General features: G+C 71.7%; 13 protein-coding genes. 2 read left to right on the top strand and 11 right to left on the bottom strand.

Features of this window, described 5'->3' with window-relative positions:
- Window positions 1–59: 59 nt before the first annotated feature.
- On the top strand, window positions 60–1,145 hold the full coding sequence (locus tag V7E46_RS25570; protein ID WP_333770607.1) for a 2-aminoethylphosphonate ABC transporter substrate-binding protein: 1,086 nt from the start codon (window positions 60–62) through the stop codon (window positions 1,143–1,145).
- An 89-nt stretch (window positions 1,146–1,234) separates the two neighbouring features.
- On the top strand, window positions 1,235–3,178 hold the full coding sequence (locus V7E46_RS25565) for a phosphocholine-specific phospholipase C (protein ID WP_333770606.1): 1,944 nt from the start codon (window positions 1,235–1,237) through the stop codon (window positions 3,176–3,178).
- 136 nt (window positions 3,179–3,314) lie between these two features.
- Here V7E46_RS25565 and V7E46_RS25560 read toward each other — a convergent pair whose 3' ends face one another.
- From V7E46_RS25560 to V7E46_RS25510, 11 genes are all read right to left on the bottom strand, one after another.
- Complete coding sequence (locus tag V7E46_RS25560) at window positions 3,315–6,056, bottom strand: molybdopterin-dependent oxidoreductase (protein ID WP_333770605.1); 2,742 nt, start codon at window positions 6,054–6,056, stop codon at window positions 3,315–3,317.
- Window positions 6,053–6,880 (bottom strand): FAD binding domain-containing protein, encoded by an 828-nt coding sequence (locus tag V7E46_RS25555; RefSeq protein WP_333770604.1) that lies wholly within the window; start codon window positions 6,878–6,880, stop codon window positions 6,053–6,055. The genes V7E46_RS25560 and V7E46_RS25555 overlap by 4 nt, the downstream gene beginning before the upstream one ends.
- 281 nt (window positions 6,881–7,161) lie before the next feature.
- A complete protein-coding gene (locus tag V7E46_RS25550; RefSeq protein WP_333770603.1) occupies window positions 7,162–8,460 on the bottom strand; it encodes a dicarboxylate/amino acid:cation symporter in 1,299 nt (432 codons plus the stop codon).
- Between the two features lie 745 nt (window positions 8,461–9,205).
- Window positions 9,206–9,340, bottom strand: coding sequence for a hypothetical protein (locus tag V7E46_RS25545; RefSeq protein ID WP_329181592.1), 135 nt, complete (start codon window positions 9,338–9,340; stop codon window positions 9,206–9,208).
- A 279-nt stretch (window positions 9,341–9,619) separates the two neighbouring features.
- Entirely contained in the window at window positions 9,620–9,790 is a 171-nt protein-coding gene (locus V7E46_RS25540; RefSeq protein WP_329181591.1) for a hydrophobic protein, read from the bottom strand.
- Window positions 9,791–9,926: 136 nt separating this feature from the next.
- Entirely contained in the window at window positions 9,927–10,946 is a 1,020-nt protein-coding gene (locus tag V7E46_RS25535; protein ID WP_333770602.1) for a LacI family DNA-binding transcriptional regulator, read from the bottom strand.
- Between the two features lie 211 nt (window positions 10,947–11,157).
- A complete protein-coding gene (locus V7E46_RS25530; RefSeq protein ID WP_333770601.1) occupies window positions 11,158–11,478 on the bottom strand; it encodes an L-rhamnose mutarotase in 321 nt (106 codons plus the stop codon).
- Between the two features lie 86 nt (window positions 11,479–11,564).
- Window positions 11,565–12,659, bottom strand: a complete 1,095-nt coding sequence (gene rhaS, locus V7E46_RS25525) for a rhamnose ABC transporter substrate-binding protein (protein WP_333770600.1) — start codon at window positions 12,657–12,659, stop codon at window positions 11,565–11,567.
- A 125-nt stretch (window positions 12,660–12,784) separates the two neighbouring features.
- Window positions 12,785–13,816, bottom strand: coding sequence for an ABC transporter permease (locus V7E46_RS25520; protein ID WP_333770599.1), 1,032 nt, complete (start codon window positions 13,814–13,816; stop codon window positions 12,785–12,787).
- The gene (locus tag V7E46_RS25515; RefSeq protein WP_333770598.1) at window positions 13,809–14,861 is read right to left on the bottom strand and encodes an ABC transporter permease; all 1,053 of its coding nucleotides are present in this window, start codon (window positions 14,859–14,861) and stop codon (window positions 13,809–13,811) included. Before V7E46_RS25515 ends, V7E46_RS25520 begins: the two co-directional genes overlap by 8 nt.
- Window positions 14,858–16,378 carry a sugar ABC transporter ATP-binding protein gene (locus V7E46_RS25510; protein WP_333770597.1) on the bottom strand — a complete coding sequence of 507 codons (1,521 nt, stop codon included), beginning with the start codon at window positions 16,376–16,378 and terminating at the stop codon, window positions 14,858–14,860. The genes V7E46_RS25515 and V7E46_RS25510 overlap by 4 nt, the downstream gene beginning before the upstream one ends.
- Window positions 16,379–16,656 lie beyond the last annotated feature (278 nt).

Here is a 16,656-nt window from a genome sequence, read left to right as displayed (position 1 = left end):
CTGCCCGCCCGTCCGCCCCGGACCCTCTCCCCCGGGGACACGAAGGAGTACGTACCGCCATGCCCGAGCACAACCGTTTCCGCAGCGTCCGCACCACGCTCACCGCAGGTACGGGGGTCCTGGCGCTGGGAGCCGCCCTGACCGCCTGCGGCAGCTCCTCCGCCGCGGACAGCGGCAAGCCCTCCACCGAAGTGACCGTCTACAGCGCCGACGGCCTGCACTCCGAGGCCGGCGACGGCTTCTACGACAAGGCATTCAACGACTTCACCGCGCAGACCGGCGTCAAGGTGAACTACGTCGAAGGCGGCTCCGGCGAGATGGTGCAGCGCCTGGCGCGCGAGAAGTCCCACACCCGGGCCGACCTGATCGTCACCCTGCCGCCCTTCATCCAGCAGGCCGCCAGCAAGGGCCTGCTGACGGCGTACAGGCCGGCCGGGTCCGAGCAGGTCGGAGCCGCCGACAAGGACGCCTCGGGCGCGTGGACGTCGATCGTCGACAACTACCTCTGCTTCATCTACAACACCAAGGCGCTTTCCCAGCCCCCGAAGACCTGGGACGACCTGCTCGCCGGGACGTACAGGAACAAGCTCCAGTACTCCACCCCGGGCGTCGCGGGCGACGGCACCGCCGTCCTGATCAAGGCCGTGCACGACTTCGGCGGCCAGGGCCCCGCGATGGACTACCTGAAGAGGCTCCAGGCCAACAACGCCGGGCCGTCCGCATCCACCGGCCAGCTCGCCGCGAAGGTCGACAAGGGCGAACTGCTGGTCGCCAACGGCGATGTGCAGATGAACTACGCCGACATGGCGTCGATGCCGAACCAGGGCATCTTCTTCCCGGCCGCCGCCGGCGGGAGGCCGACCACCTTCGCGCTGCCGTACGCCGCCGGCCTGGTCAGGAACGGCCCGCACCAGGACGCGGGCAGGAAGCTGCTCGACTTCCTGCTGAGCAAGGACGTGCAGCGGGAGGTGTCCTCGGTCGGCGGCGGGTTCGCAGCCCGGACCGATGTCACCGCGACCGACCCGCACGCGGCCGAACTGAGGAAGATCATGGCGGGTGTGGACGTCTTCACCCCGGACTGGAAGGACATCGACGCGCACCTGCCGGCCTACGTGGACGCCTGGAAGTCGGCCACCGGCAGCTGACCGCCCCGCCCGACCGCACCCGTACACCCCGCATCACCGCGCAGGACCCGCAAGGACCCGGCACCACTCCCCCCGATCGAGGAGTAGCAGTGACGCCCCTGACCCGCCGTACGTTCCTCGGCGCAGCCGCCGGCAGTTCCCTCACCGCCGTCGGCGCGCTGCCCGCCTCCGTGCAGACGGCGATGGCCGCCGCCCCGGCGGCCGGCACGCTGGACGACGTCGAGCACGTCGTGATCTTCATGCAGGAGAACCGTTCCTTCGACCACTACTACGGGACGCTCAAGGGCGTACGCGGCTACGGCGACCGCTCGCGGCTGCGCTTCCCGAACTCCTCCGACGTGCTGCGCCAGACCAGCTCGGGACCGTCCGGCGGCACCCTCGTGCTGCCGTGGCACCTGAACACCGCCACCACCGACGCCCAGCGGGTACGCGACCTCGACCACGGCTGGTCCGGCACCCACACCGCGTGGAACAACGGCCTGTACAACAACTGGGTGCCGGCCAAGAGCGCCTACGCGATGGGCTACTACCAGCGCGCCGACATCCCGTTCCAGTACGCGCTCGCCGAGGCGTTCACGGTCTGCGACCAGTATTTCTGCTCGGTCCAGGGGCCGACCAACCCGAACCGGCTGTACCAGTGGACGGGCACGGTCGACCCGGGCGGCAAGAACGGCGGCCCGGTCACCGACAACTCCGAGAAGGGCTACAGCTGGACGACGTACGCCGAGCGCCTCCAGGCGGCGGGCATCTCCTGGCGGGTCTACCAGCAGCAGGACAACTACGACGACAACCCGCTGGCCTGGTTCAAGAGCTTCAAGAGCGCCGCGGCCGGCTCCCCGCTGTACGTCAACGGCATGCAGCGGCGCACCGCCGACGCCTTCGCCGCGGACGTCGCCGCCGGGACGCTGCCCGCGGTGAGCTGGGTCGTGGCCCCGGCGAACCAGAGCGAGCACCCCGACTACCCGCCCGCGTACGGGGCGAACTACACCTCGCAGTACGTGCTGAAGGCACTGGCCGCGAACCCGGCGGTGTGGGCGAAGACGGTGGTCTTCCTCAACTACGACGAGAACGACGGCTTCTTCGACCATGTCGCCCCGCCGGTCGCGCCGGCCGGGACGGCCGACGAGTTCATCGGCGGCGTGCCGATCGGACTCGGCCCGCGGGTGCCGATGATCGTCATCTCCCCCTGGAGCCGCGGCGGTTACGTCAACTCCCAGGTCGCCGACCACACCTCGCCGCTGCGGTTCCTGGAGAACTGGACCGGGGTGAAGGAGACGAACATCTCCGCGTGGCGGCGCACGGTGTGCGGCGACCTGATGTCGGCGTTCGACTTCACCACGAAGAACACGGCCTTCCCTTCGCTGCCGGACACCGCGGCACTCGTCGCGGCCTGCGACGCGGAGAACTCGCTGCCGGACGCGGCGCCGCCCGCCACCCCGGTCGCCCCGGTCCAGGAGTCGGGGACCCGGCCGGTCCGCAGGGTCGGCTACTTCTTCGACACCACGTCGTGGACCGACACCGCCACGGGCCGGATCTGGTTCAAGACGGTCGCCAAAGGCGCGCTCGGCGGCGGCTTCGCCGCGTACACCGTCAATTACCGCTCCTACGACAACTGGCGGTACACCCTGCCGGCGGGCGGCTCCATCTCGGACTACTTCAGCGCGCAGACCTATGGCGGCGGCCTCTACGACATCGACCTGCACGGGCCTGACGGCTATCTGCGCGGCTTCAAGGGGGATGTGCGCACCTGGAGCAACACCGCGAAGGCGCACCCCGAGGCCGCCCTGTCCATCGCCCCGGCCGCGCCGGCCGCCCTGGTGCTGACCCTGACCAATTCAGGCACCGCGGCGGTGACCTTCACGATCGGCGCCAACGGCTATACGGGCAGCGGCGGTTCGACGGTCGCCGTCCCGGCGGGCGGCACGCAGACCCGCACGCTGGCGCCCGCCTCCGACGGCCAGTACGACTACACCGTCACCGCGAGCGTCGGCGACGGCTTCGAGCGGCGGTTCGCCGGCCGTACCGACACGTAGGGGCCGGCCGGCCGCGCGCCGGGCACGGACCCACGGCCCTGGGGGGGGGGGGGGGGCGCCGCCCCCCCCCCCCCCCCCCCCCCCCCCCCCCCCCCCCCCCCCCCCCCCCCCCCGCCCCCGGGTCCGGGACCCGGGGTCACCGCCCTTCGGCCGCCCGCGTGCCCGCCGCGTCCAGGGCCAGCCACACCCGGTCGCGGGTCAGCGGGAGGTCGGTGAAGCGCAGGCCGGTCGCGGCACGCAGGGCGTTGGCGAAGGCGGGGGCGACGGGGATGAAGGGGCTCTCGCTCATGGACTTCGCGCCGAGCGGGCCGATGGCGTCGGCGGTCCGCGTGAAGTGGACCTCGGTGCGCGGGATGTCGGCGTACTGCGGGAGCCGGTAGCGGCGGAAGGCGGCGGTGTCGACCGCGCCGCGCCCGTCGACGCGGACGTCCTCGAAGAGGGTGGCGCCCAGCGCCTGGGCGACGCCGCCCTCGACCTGCCCGCGGCACTGCATCGGGTTCACGACCTTGCCGGCGTCGGCGGTGTGCACGCTGCGCAGGATCCGCATCTCGCCGGTGCCCGGGTCCACCGCGACACGGAACCAGTGGGCGTTGAAGGCCACAGAACGCGGGGTGCCGCCGAAGCGGCCGTCCGCCGCCAGGTCCGCGCCGACCGCGCGGGCCGCCGCGTACAGCTCCTTGAGCGGGACGCGGCTGCCGCCGCCCGGGCCGTACGCGACCGCCTCGTCCACCAGCCGGCAGTCCGCGCGGGCCACCCGCAGGTGGGCGGCGGCGAAATCCAGCAGCACGGCGGCCAGGGCGCGGGAGGCGCGCAGGGTGGCCTTGCCCGCCACGACCACGCCGGTGGAGGCGAAGGCGCCGGTGTCGTGCCGGACGACGTCGGTGTCGGACTGCCGCACGGTGATCCGCTCGACAGTGGTGGCGAGCTCGCCCGCGGCGATCTGCCGGTGGACGGTGGTGGTGCCGTTGCCGAACTCGGCGGTGCCGACTGCCAGGTCGAAGGTCCCGTCGGGCAGCAGGGCGGCGCGCACGTCGGCGATGTGGCCGCCGGGCGGCCCGGTGGCGATCATCGCCAGGGCCGCGCCCTCGCCGACCAGCCAGCCGTCCGGGCCGGGCTCGGCGGGTTCGGCCCGCGCCGCGCGGATCACCGCCAGGCACTGGTCGAGGCCGTAGCTGGCGATGTGCAGGTCCTCCTCCTCGCCGCCGGTGCCGATCATGGGTTCGCCGGGGCCGATGATGTTCCTGGCCTTGAACTCCAGGGGGTCCATGCCGAGGCGGCGGGCGAGTTCGTCGAGCGCCGACTCGGTGGCGAAGACGACCTGCCCGAGGCCGTAGCCGCGGAAGGCCCCGGCGGGGACGGTGTGGGTGTAGACGGCGTAGCCGTCGGCCTTCTTGTTCGGGCAGCGGTAGACCGCCAGCGACTCGTCGCAGGCGTGGAACATCACCGCGGGGCCGTGGTTGCCGTACGCGCCGGTGTTGGACACCGCCCGCAGCTGGAAGGCCGTCAGTGTGCCGTCCCGCCGGGCGCCCACCTTGACGTGGACCGTGAAGGGATGCCGGGTGGTGGCGCCGTAGAACTGCTCGGCGCGGGTGTACTCCAGCTTCACGGGCCTGCTCAGCCGCAGGACGGCGAGGGCGACGATGTCCTCGACCAGCATCTCCTGCTTGCCGCCGAAGCCGCCGCCGACCCGGCCCGCGACCACCCGCACCCGGTCGAGCGGCAGGTCGTACAGCGCGCACAGGGCGCGCCGGGTCAGGAACGGGGTCTGCGAACTGGTGCGTACGGTCAGCCGGCCGTCCTCGTCGATCCAGGCGACCGCGCCATGGGTCTCCAGGGCCGCGTGCTGGACCCGCTGGGTGCGGAAGGTCTCCTCGTAGATCTCGTCGGCCTCGGCGAATCCCGCCGCGATGTCGCCGGCCTCGCCGTGCACCTCGCCCACCACGTTGTCGTGCGGCCGGGAGATCCGGGCCGTGGCCGCGTCCTTGGCATGCACCACGGGCGCCCCCGGCCGCATCGCCTCCTCCGGGTCGAGGACGGCGGGCAGCACCTCGTACGCGACCTCGACGGCCCGGCAGCCCTCCTCGGCCGCGGCCTCGCTGTCGGCGACGACGGCCGCGACGCGCTGGCCGATGTGGCGGACGGTGTCGTCCAGGACGCGGGTGTCGTCCGGGTCGTCGGTCGGGTGCTCGTGGCGGGCGGTGGAGAAGTGCCGCTCGGGGGCGTCGTGGTGGGTCAGGACGGCGTGGACCCCGGGCACGCGCAGCGCGGCGGCGGTGTCGATGGCCGTGATCCGGGCGTGGGCGTGCGGGGAGCGCAGCAGCTTCATGTGCAGCAGCCCGGGCACGTCGAGGTCGAAGGTGTAGCGGGCGGTCCCGGTGACGACCTGCGGCCCGGCGGGCGCGGGCAGGTTGCGGCCCACGGCCTCGCCCGCCGCAGGAACCTCGGTGTGCCGGACGCCGCGGATGGCGTCCTCGACGGCCCGGTAGCCGGTGCAGCGGCACAGGCTGCCCTTCAACGCCCTCGGCAGGTCCGCCAGCTGCTCCTCGTCCAGTGCGGCCGTGGTCATCAGCAGCCCCGCGGTGCAAAAGCCGCACTGGAAGCCCTGCGCGTCGAGGAACCCGCGCTGCACGGGGTGCAGTTCACCGTCGGACGAGGCCAGTCCCTCGACCGTGGTGACCGACCGGCCCCGGGCGCGGAAGGCCGGGTACAGGCAGCTGTGCACGGGCTCGCCGTCGACATGGACGGTGCAGGCGCCGCAGTCGCCCGCGTCGCAGCCCTTCTTGACACCGAACCAGCCCTGCTCGCGCAGATACGTCCGCAGGCACTGCCCGGGGCGCGGGTCCGCGTCGAACGGCCTGCCGTTCACCTCGATAATCATCGCCCGGCGTCCCCGGTCAGTTCCCGGCGGATCTCCTCGGCCAGCCGGAAGGTCATGTGCCGCCGCCACTGGGGCAGTCCGTGGATGTCGTCGAACCACTCGTGGTCGGCGACGGCTCCCGCCACGGCCTCGCTCAGCTCGGCCGCGGTCGGCGGCGCGGCGAACCGCAGCCGGAAGGGCCGCACCGTCGAGGCGGTGAGGGTGACCGCGACCGACCCGTCCTGCGGATCGAGCGTCCCGATCACGAGGACGCCGGACCGCCCGAGGCCGTAGAGGGACGCCTGCCGGAAGGCCGTACGGGAGCCGAGCGCCCGCGCGGGCAGGGTCACCGAGCGCAGCAGCTCGCCCTCGGCCAGGTCCTTGCGGCCCGCCCCGGTGACGAAGTCGGCGACCGGGACGCGGCGCAGCCCGCCGTCGAGGGCGCGCAGCAGGCAGACCCCGTCGAGTGCAGCGGTCAGGGAGATCATCGGGCCGGCGGGAAGGGCGTTGCAGAGGTTGCCGCCGACGGTGGCCATGTTCCAGATCTTGAACGAGGCTAGGAACGCCCGGCAGCACTGCTCGAACAGCGGCGCCGCCGTCGCCCGGAGCTGCTGTCCGCCGTAGCGGGAGAGCTGGGCGATCGTGCACGTCGCCGCGATCTCCAGTGTCCCGTCGGCCGCTTCCAGGACCGGTGTCCAGCCGGTTGTGCTGAGATCCACCAGCCGGCGCAGATGCGGCTGCGGCTCGGAGAACAGATACGTCCCGCCGCCCAGCCAGGCGTCGCCGGGCCGCCAGGGGGCGGGGTGCCGGGCGTCCCGGATCTCCATCACGGTGTTCAGGTCCATGGCTCAGTGAAACAAGCCGCGCCGGACCACGACGAGTGGTTCACCACACAGAAACGCAGTCGGAACCATGGGTGATCAAACAAGAGGCTTTCCGGGCGAACCAGCCCGCATGTGCCAGGCAATGATCTGAATCTACCTCGTGGATGCGACACGCCAGGAGCGGCAGCCGGTGGCCGCGCGGGGGGCCACCGGATACAGCGCACGCGTCGGGCCTGCCCGCTCTCCGCTCTCGCGGAGTGCAGGCAGGCCCGTACGGGGCTCGGCCGGCGCGGGGGCGGGCGTCAGACCCCGACCAGTTCCCGGGAGTCGTCGGCGGTCTCCGGCTCGTCGGCGACCTCCAGGTCGCGGGGGTTGTTGAACGCGTCCAGGTCCAGGATCTTCTCGCGCGAGGCGACCAGCACAGGGGTCAGCACCTGCCCGGCGACGTTCGTCGCGGTACGCATCATGTCCAGGATCGGGTCGATCGCGAGCAGCAGGCCGACACCTTCGAGCGGCAGACCGACCGTGCTCAGGGTCAGTGTCAGCATCACGATGGCGCCGGTGAGGCCCGCGGTCGCGGCCGAGCCGATCACCGAGACGAACGCGATCAGCAGGTAGTCGCCGATGCCCAGGTGCACGTGGTAGACCTCGGCCACGAAGATCGCCGCGAGCGCCGGGTAGACCGCGGCGCAGCCGTCCATCTTCGTTGTGGCGCCGAAGGGCACCGCGAAGGAGGCGTAGTCGCGCGGCACACCGAGCCGCTCGGTCACCCGCTGGGTCACCGGCATGGTGCCCACCGACGAGCGGGAGACGAAGCCGAGCTGGATGGCCGGCCACGCGCCCTTGAAGAAGTTGACCGGGTTGATCTTGCCGACCAGCGCGAGCAGCAGCGGGTAGACGACGAACATCACCAGGGCGCAGCCCACGTAGACGTCCACGGTGAAGGTGCCGAGCGGCCTGAGCAGGTCCCAGCCGTAGGTGGCGACGGACTTGCCGATCAGGCCCAGCGTGCCCAGCGGCGCCAGCCGGATGACCCACCACAGCGCCTTCTGCACGACCTCCAGCACGACCTTGGACAGGTCGATCAGCGGCTCGGCCTTCGGCCCGACGGACAGGCACGCGGCGCCGACGACCACGGCGAGGAAGACGATCTGCAGCACGTTGGGCTCGCTGAAGGCGTCCACGACGTTGGTGGGGATGATCCCGGTGAGGAAGTCGATCCAGCTGCCCTTGTGGATCTCGTCGGGCAGCGCGGCGGCCTTCAGGTGCACGCCGTCGCCGGGCTTGGTCACCAGGCCGAGCACGATGCCGATGGTCACCGCGATCAGCGAGGTGATGCAGAACCACATCAGCGTACGCAGCGCCAGCCGCGCCGCGTTGGTGACGTTGCGCAGGTTGACGACGCTGACCAGCACAGCGGTGAACACCAGCGGCGGAACTGCCAGCTTGAGCAGCTGGACGAAGATGTTGCCGATCCGGGTGAGCGTCTCGGTGAGCCAGTTCACGTCGCCGTCGCGGGCGATCAGGCCGAGGACGACACCGAGGACCAGACCCGCGAGGATCTGGACCCAGAACGGGGTTCTCTTGAGCAAGACAGGCAAGGGGAACTCCTGGAACAGCGCCGGACGCAGCCGGGCACCGCGGATGGGTGGACCGGCGCGGTGGGGCGGGTGCCGCGCTCGGCCGCGGGGACGGAGCGGCAGGCGGACGACCGGGCCGGGTGGTGGAGCATCGGCGCGAAGCGCCGGGACGGACGCCGCCGGGCACCCCGGGGCCGCCGTGCGGAGCAGGCCGGGCGCGGCGGGGAGGACGTCAGAGGCGGACGCGCGTCACGGCGTACACAGGTCGCCGTTGCAGTGGCACAGGTCGACATGCAGGCGCGCGACCAGCGGGATCACCGCGGCCGTTCGCACTGTGGCGACTCTGCGTGCACTGGACATGAGGAGGAAGATAATACATTCACCACACAAGGACAAACTCAGCGGAGAGCCGGCGGGTGCCCTATGACCGCCGCCGATCGGCCGCATGGGCCGGGCTTTCCTGGCCGTGAATATGACGAGTCCTCAATTCGCCGGTGAATTCCTGGAGTTGGCGGATCCCAGGGTCCGGACGACCGGCCGGACCGCACCGCGGACGTCCGCGCCCCCGGCAGACGCCCAGCTCAGCCCGGCTGCCGCGCGGCAACCGCCGGCCCGCTCGAAAATCCCTTCGACCTCGTCGTATGTCGCGGGAGGCGGGTTCGAAAGGGCCGCGGAATCCTTCCCGTAGACGCGGGCGGTCAGCCGGCCCACCTCGGCCACACCGACGCCGGCAACGATCAGGACCACGCCCAGAACCTGCGCCGTCTCAGCGCCCCTTCCTGTGCTTGTTCCACAGCCCCCAGCCGAACATGCCGAGGATGAAGGCGAACATGAGCAGGACGATCACAACTCCGGCCGTCCCGTCGGGAATCCACGAGCCGCGCCCGTATGCCAGTTCCATCGGAGGTCCCTTCCGCTGTGTGCCCGGTGGCCGGCGGGCCAGGCAAGCCGGGCCGCCACCCGTTCCAGCCGGTCGAGGGCGCGCCGGTATCCGAACGCCGACACACCGGCCGGTATCGCGAGGATCAGCCGGACCACCCGGTGTCCTCGCAGCGCCCGCCTACCCCGCAGCGGCTGGCGGACTCGGCAGTCCGCGGCGGGGACGGGTCCGGACATGGCGATGCGCCGCCCACCATCGGGATGGGCGGCGCATCCGTCGCGCCGGTGTGTCAGTGGACGGTCACCAGCGGTACCAGCGGCCACGTCTGCCGCCGGTGCCGGCGCCGCGGAAGACGAAGCCCAGTGCCCACAGGACCAGGACGATGATGGCGATCCACCACAGGATGTGGATGGCGAAACCGGCGCCGCCGAGGATCAGGGCGAGAAGCAGAACAAGAAGGACGGGAACCATAGTCATCACTCTCCTACGGCACCATCTGCCCGCACTCGACAGCCGCAAACAGCGCTGCGAGCTGCACGGATACGCCTCCGGTCGACGGGTCGGGCGGGACGCGGTACGACAGGTTCCGGGCGCGCGCGCCGGGCGGTCAGCGGCTGGGGAGGCTGGAGCCGCGGACGACGAGTTCCGGTTGCAGGACGGTCTGGCGGTGAGTGTGGGCGGCGGGGTCGCCGACCGTCTCCTCCAGCAGCATCTCCGCGGCGAGGCGGCCCATGGGAACGGCCGGCTGGCGGACGGAGGTGAGCGGGACGGCGGCGGCTGCGGCGAATTCGATGTCGTCGTAGCCGACGATCGCCATGTCCTCCGGGACGCTGATCCGCGCCGCGAACATCGCCTGGAGCACGCCGAGCGCCAGCAGGTCGTTCGCGCAGAAGACCGCGGTGGGCCGGCGGCCGAGGCCGAGCAGGCGGGATCCGGCGTCCCGGCCTGCGGCCACGTCGAGGCGTTCGGCGGAGATCTCGGTCAGCGACTCGGCCGGCAGGCCGGCCTCGGCCAGGGCGGCCAGCGCGCCCGCCTTGCGGTCGTGGACCTGGGTCACCTCGGGCGGACCGCCGACGTAGACGATCGCCCGGTGCCCGGCGGAGATGAGGTGCTGCACGGCGAGCCGGCCGCCGGCCACGTCGTCGACCGACACCGAGCAGACCGACGGGTCCGCCGAGACGCGGTCGACCAGGACGAAGGGGATGCCCTGGCTGCGCAGCCCGTCCAGGCTGCGGCCCGTCGGGTCGGCGGGCGTCACCAGGACGCCGCGGACCCGCTGCTCCGCGAAGAGCGAGAGGTATTCGCGTTCCTCACTGACACTCTGCGCACTGTTGCAGACCATGACGCCGAGGCCGGCCGCCCGCGCGGTGCGCTCGGCGCCGCTGGCGACGGCCACGAAGAACGGGTTGCCCATGTCCAGCACCAGCAGGGCCATGATGCGGCTGGCGCCGGCCCTGAGCTGCCGGGCGGACTCGCTGCGGACGTAACCGAGCCGGGCGATGACCGACTGGACGCGCGTTCTGGTCTCTTCCGCGACCAGATCGGGGCGGTTGATCACATTGGAGACGGTGCCCACCGAGACGCCGGCCTGCCGTGCCACGTCTTTGATACCCACCATGGATGCCACGCTCCGTCCCGCTGCCACCGCCGGGTTCCACGTGCCCGGGCCGACGTTCCGCGAGGTCTCCCCCGAACCTGGAATTTGAACCTATTCAATCACACGGACACACCCCTGCCATCCAGGACAAGGCGCCGATACGGCCAACCGCCGGGACCTCGGGAATGAATCGCTTCACTGCCGCTGTCCCGCAGGCCCGCCGCTGCGGTCTCCGCGCCGCTCAGACGAGGTGGAAGATCTCACTGAGCGGAACCATAGCCGTATCGGGAGCGGCCCCGTCCAATTCTTCGAAGAAGCCCGCCATTTCCGCCTGCCAGCGGGCATTGGCCTCGGCGCGGTCCGTCTCCGCCCGCGCCCGGTCGAAATCCTCGGTCTCCGGATAACCGACGAGGAGACCGTCGTCACGCAGAAAGAGCGAGTAATTGTGCCGACCTGTCGCGGTCAGTGCGGCCTGCATCTCCGGCCGCACCGCGGCATGCCGTTCACGGTACTCGGCAAGGCGCTCCTGTCGGATTCTGAGCAGAAAGCAGACGCGAATCATCAACCTTCCTTTCCCGGCCGCCGGCCCGCGCGGGGCGGGCCGGCGTTTCACCGGCGGTGCTGGTCGGTCGTGGAACCCGGCACGGCTCAGAAGGCGTACTGGCCGATGTTGGACTTGTCGAAGACGGTCGGCTTGCCGAGCACCACCGTGCTGTCCTGGCCGATCGTGAAGGTGCCCATGTCGCCTGCGGTGTACGTCTGGCCGGGGGCGCCGCTGATCTGGCCGGACACCAGTGCCACGGCGGTCAGGCCGGCCAGCGCGCCGAGCTTGGCGGGGTCCCACAGCTCGAAGGACCTGACCGTGCCGTCGGCGACGTAGGCCCGCATGTCGTTGGGGGTGCCCAGGCCGGTGAGCTGGACCTTGCCCTTGTACTTCGAGCCGCTCAGATACTGCGCCGCCGCCTTGATGCCGACCGTGGTCGGGGAGATGATCCCCTTCAGGTTCGGGTACTGCTGGAGCAGCCCCTGGGTCTGCTGGAAGGACTGCTGGGCGTCGTCGTTGCCGTAGACGACCTTGACCAGCTGGATGTCCTTGTACTCCGGCTTCTTCAGCTCGTCCTTCATGAAGCCGATCCAGGTGTTCTGGTTGGTGGCCGTCTGGGCCGCCGAGAGGATCGCTATCTGGCCCCTGTTGCCGATCTGCTGGGCCATCAGCTGGACCTCGGTGCGGCCCAGGTCCTCGGAGCTGGCCTGCGAGACGAAGACGTCGCGGCAGTCGGCGTTCGTGTCCGAGTCGTAGGTGACGACCTTGACGCCGTTCTTGCGGGCCTGGTTCAGGGCGGTGCACAGCGCGCCCGGGTCCTGCGCGGACACCGCGATGGCGTCGACCTGCTGCTGGGTGAGGGTGTTGACGTAGCTGACCTGGCCCGCGGTGTCCGTGCCGCTGCTGGTGCCGACCTCCCTGTACGTCGAACCTGCCGCCTCGACGGCCTTCTTCCCGCCGCTGTCGGAGCTGGTGAAGTACGGGTTGTTCACCTGCTTGGGCAGGTACGCGATCGTCAGGCCCTTCTTGGCCGGCGCGTGGGGGTCGGCCGACGCGGTGGAGGCCGCCGAGGGCGCGGAATTGTCGCCCGCGCTGGACTTCTTGGTGGTCCCGCCGCAGGCGGCGGCCCCCAGCACGACGATGCTGACGACGGCGACCGCGGCCGCGAGGCGGCGGGCGGGAGCGGTTCTGATGGACATGCGGGCTTCCTTTCGCTGCCGCGGCACGGCAGGGGTGACCGGAGATCGTCCGGCTGAACGGGTGGGACCGCGGTGGTGCGTACCGGCCGGCGGGGTCGTGCGGCTGCCGGGGGGTGCGGGTGTTGTCAGGTGCCGGCGAGGACGGCGGGAGGCGGCGAGGCGGCGGACCTGCGCCGGGCGCGGGCCCTGCCGGCCCGGCGGGCGACCCGCGGGGCGAGGACCGAGACCACCAGCAGGACACCGGTGATCAGGGTCTGGGACTGGGCGGAGACGTTGACCAGGCTCATCACGTTCTGCAGTGCGCCGAGCAGGAAGACACCGGCGACGGCGCCGCCGAGTGTGCCCCTGCCACCGTCGAAGTCGATGCCGCCGAGCAGCACGCCCGCGATGACGGACAGCTCCAGGCCGGTGGCGTTGTCGTAGCGGGCGCTGGCGTAGTGCAGCGCCCAGAACACGCCGGTCAGCGCGGAGACGGTGCCGGTGGCGACGAACATCGACAGCTTCAGCCGCTTGACCCGCACCCCGGCGAACCGGGCCGCCTCCTGGGAGGCGCCGACCGCGAACAGCGAGCGGCCGACCGGCGTGGCGTGCAGCACCAGCACCGCGACGACCAGCAGGACCGCCCACGGCACCGCGGCCTGCGGGACGAAGCTGCCGCCGATCCGGCCGGAGCCGAAGTCCAGGTACTGCTGAGGGAAGTCGGTCACCGAGTCCGAGCCGAGCACGATCTGCGCGATGCCGCGGTAGGCGGCCAGGGTGCCGATGGTGACGGCGAGCGAGGGCAGCCCGAGCCTGGTCACCAGCAGGCCGTTGACCAGGCCGCAGACGACGCCGAGCAGCACGCAGATCGGGATGATCGTCTCGATCGCCATGCCCTCGTTCCACAGCTTGCCCATGACCGCGCCGGCCAGGCCCGCGGTGGAGCCGACCGACAGGTCGATCTCGCCGGACACGACGAGCAGCGTCATGGGCAGCGCGATGAGCGCGATCGGCAGGGTGTTGCCGATCAGGAACGACAGGTTGAGCGCGTTGCCGAAGTTGTCGACGAAGGCGAAGGAGCACACCAGCAGCACGGCCAGCAGGGTGCCCACGGCGGTGTCCCAGCGCAGGGCGTCGCGTGCCCACGGCCGGGGCGCGGTCTTGGTGAGGTCAGTCATGGCGGGCACTCCTTGTCTGTGCGGCCCGCTTGCGGAGCACTGCGGCGACCCGCAGCGCGACCACCCGGTCCACGGCGACGGCCAGCAGCAGGAGGGTGCCGTCGATCGCCTGGACCCAGACGGAGCTGACGCCGATCGAGGGCAGCACGCTGTTGATCGACGTCAGCAGCAGCGCTCCGAGGGCGGCGCCGTAGACGCTGCCGGAGCCGCCGGTGAAGGCGACGCCGCCGACCACGACCGCGCTGACCACGGTCAGTTCGTAGCCGGACCCGGTGCCGGAGTCGACGTTGCCGAACCGCGCGAGGTACAGCGCGCCGGCCAGTCCCGCCAGGGCGCCGCACAGGACGTACGCGGTGAGGACGCGCTTGCGCACGGGTACGCCGGCGAGCCGGGCGGCCTCGGGGCTGGAGCCGAGGGCGTACATGTCCCGGCCGCTGCGGTAGGCGCGCAGGTAGTACGCGGCGACGACGAGCACCACCGCGGTCAGGACGGCCAGGTACGGCAGTGCGCCGAGGCCGTCGTGCCCGAAGTCGACGAAGCCCGGGGGGAGGTCGGCGGCGGTGATCTGCCGGGAGCCGAACCAGATGGAGTCCAGGCCGCGGATGATGTAGAGGGTGCCGAGCGTGACCACCAGGGCGGGCACCTGGCCGAGGCTGACCAGCAGGCCGTTGACGACGCCGAATCCGGCGCCGAGCGCCACCGCGATGAGGACGGCGAGCAGCGGGTCGCCGCCGCCGCGGAGGAATTCGCCGGCCGCGAATGCGGTGATGCCGAGGGTGGAGCCGACCGAGAGGTCGACGTTCCTGGTGATCACCACGGCGGCCTGGCCGACTCCGACGAGCACCAGGATGGTCGCGTTGAGCAGCAGGTCCTTGATGCCCTGCTCGGACAGGAAGGCGCTGTTGTCGAGCTGGGTGGCCAGCAGCATGAGCACCAGGACGACCAGGATGGCCAGTTCCCTGACCTTGAGCACCCGGTCCAGCAGGCCGCCGGCAGCGGCCCGGGAGGGTGCCGCGGCGGGTGCGGGTTTCGCAGTCATGGTCATGCCGCGCTCCTGGCGCGGCCTGTGGCGGCGGCCATCACCGATTCCTCGGTGGCGTCGGCGCGGGGGATCTCGGCGGCCAGCCGGCCTTCGTGCATGACCAGGACGCGGTCGGCCATGCCGAGGATCTCGGGAAGGTCGGAGGAGATCATCAGCACCGCCACACCGTCGGCGGCCAGCCGGGACAGCAGCCGGTGCACCTCGGCCTTGGTGCCGACGTCGATGCCGCGGGTCGGCTCGTCCACGATCAGCACCCGCGGGCCGGTGGCGAGCCACTTGGCCAGCACGACCTTCTGCTGGTTGCCGCCGGACAGCGTACCGACGACGTCGGCGAGCCGGGCGTACTTCACCTGGAGGCGCACCGCCCAGTCGACGGCCCTGCTGCGTTCCGCGCCTCGGTTCATCAGGCCGGCCCTGCTGGTCCCGCCCAGGCCCGTCAGGTTGATGTTGCGCTCGATGGACATCTCCATTACCAGGCCCTGCGCCCTGCGGTCTTCGGGGACCAGCGCGAGCCCGGCGTTCATCGCCAGGCTCGGGGCGCCGGGCCTGAGCGGCCTGCCGTCGATCCGCACCTCGCCCGCGTCCCACCGGTCGACCCCGAAGACCGCCCGGGCGACCTCGCTGCGGCCCGCCCCGACCAGCCCGGCGAGGCCGACGATCTCGCCGTGCCGCACGTCGAAGGAGACGTCGGTGAAGACCCCTTCGCGGGTCAGCCGGCTGACGCTGAGCGCGACCTCGCCGACGGCCGTGTCCTGCTTGGGGTACAGCTCGTCCAGGTCGCGGCCGACCATCCGGCGGACCAGTTCGTCCTCGGTGAGCGTGTCGACCGGCTCGCTGGCGATCCAGCCGCCGTCCCGCAGGGTGGTGACGTGCTGGCAGAGCGCGAAGATCTCCTCCAGCCGGTGGGAGATGAACAGGACGGCGGCGCCGTCCGCGCGCAGCGCGTCGACGACGCCGAACAGCCGGGCGACCTCGCTGCCGGTGAGGGCGGCCGTGGGCTCGTCCATGATCAGCACCCGGGCCTCGAAGGACAGCGCCTTGGCGATCTCCACCAGCTGCTGGTCGGCGATGGACAGGCCGCGGGCCGGCCGGTCGGGGTCGAGGTCGACGCCGAGCCGCTGGAAGAGGCCGGCGGCGGCCTTCCTGACCGCCTGGTGGTCGACCCGGCCGAAGGAGCGCCGCGGCTGTCGGCCGACGAAGATGTTCTCGGCGACCGAGAGGTCGGGGAAGAGCGTGGGCTCCTGGTAGATGACGGCCACTCCGGCGTCCCGTGCGTCGGCCGGGCCGTGGAAGGCCACCGGGGCGCCGTCGAGCAGTACGGTCCCGGCGTCCGGCCGGTGGACCCCGGCGAGGGTCTTGATCAGAGTCGACTTGCCGGCGCCGTTCTCACCCGCGAGGGCGTGCGCCTCACCCGCGTACAGCTCCAGCGATACGCCGCGCAGCGCCCGTACCGCCCCGAAGGACTTGCTCACCCCCTCCAGCGCGAGTACCGGAGTCCGTTCCGGTGCGGGGTCGGTCATGGTGTCTCCTGAGTCTCCCGGCCGAGGAACAATGAGGGTGAAATGTTTCAATGGAGTTGCCGGGACGGTAGCCCCGCTCCGTGGGGCAGTCAAGGGTTGCGGAGCCGATCGGGCCGCAGGACGCCGCTCGATGGGTCCGGTCGATGGGTGTGAAGTCGGCGGCGGGCAGGGTATATGACGTCATGACACGATTCAATACCGTGCCGCCGCAGCGGAGCCGCGGCACGCCCGCGCGGCGGCGTTCCGGGGTCGCGCGGACCCCCCGGAACCCCACCGGC

It is taken from the genome of Streptomyces sp. IBSBF 2435 (assembly GCF_036815005.1).
Taxonomy (GTDB): Bacteria; Actinomycetota; Actinomycetes; order Streptomycetales; family Streptomycetaceae; genus Actinacidiphila.
The sequence above is the reverse complement of the archived record's forward strand: the minus strand, read 5'-3'. Positions and strand labels throughout refer to the sequence as shown.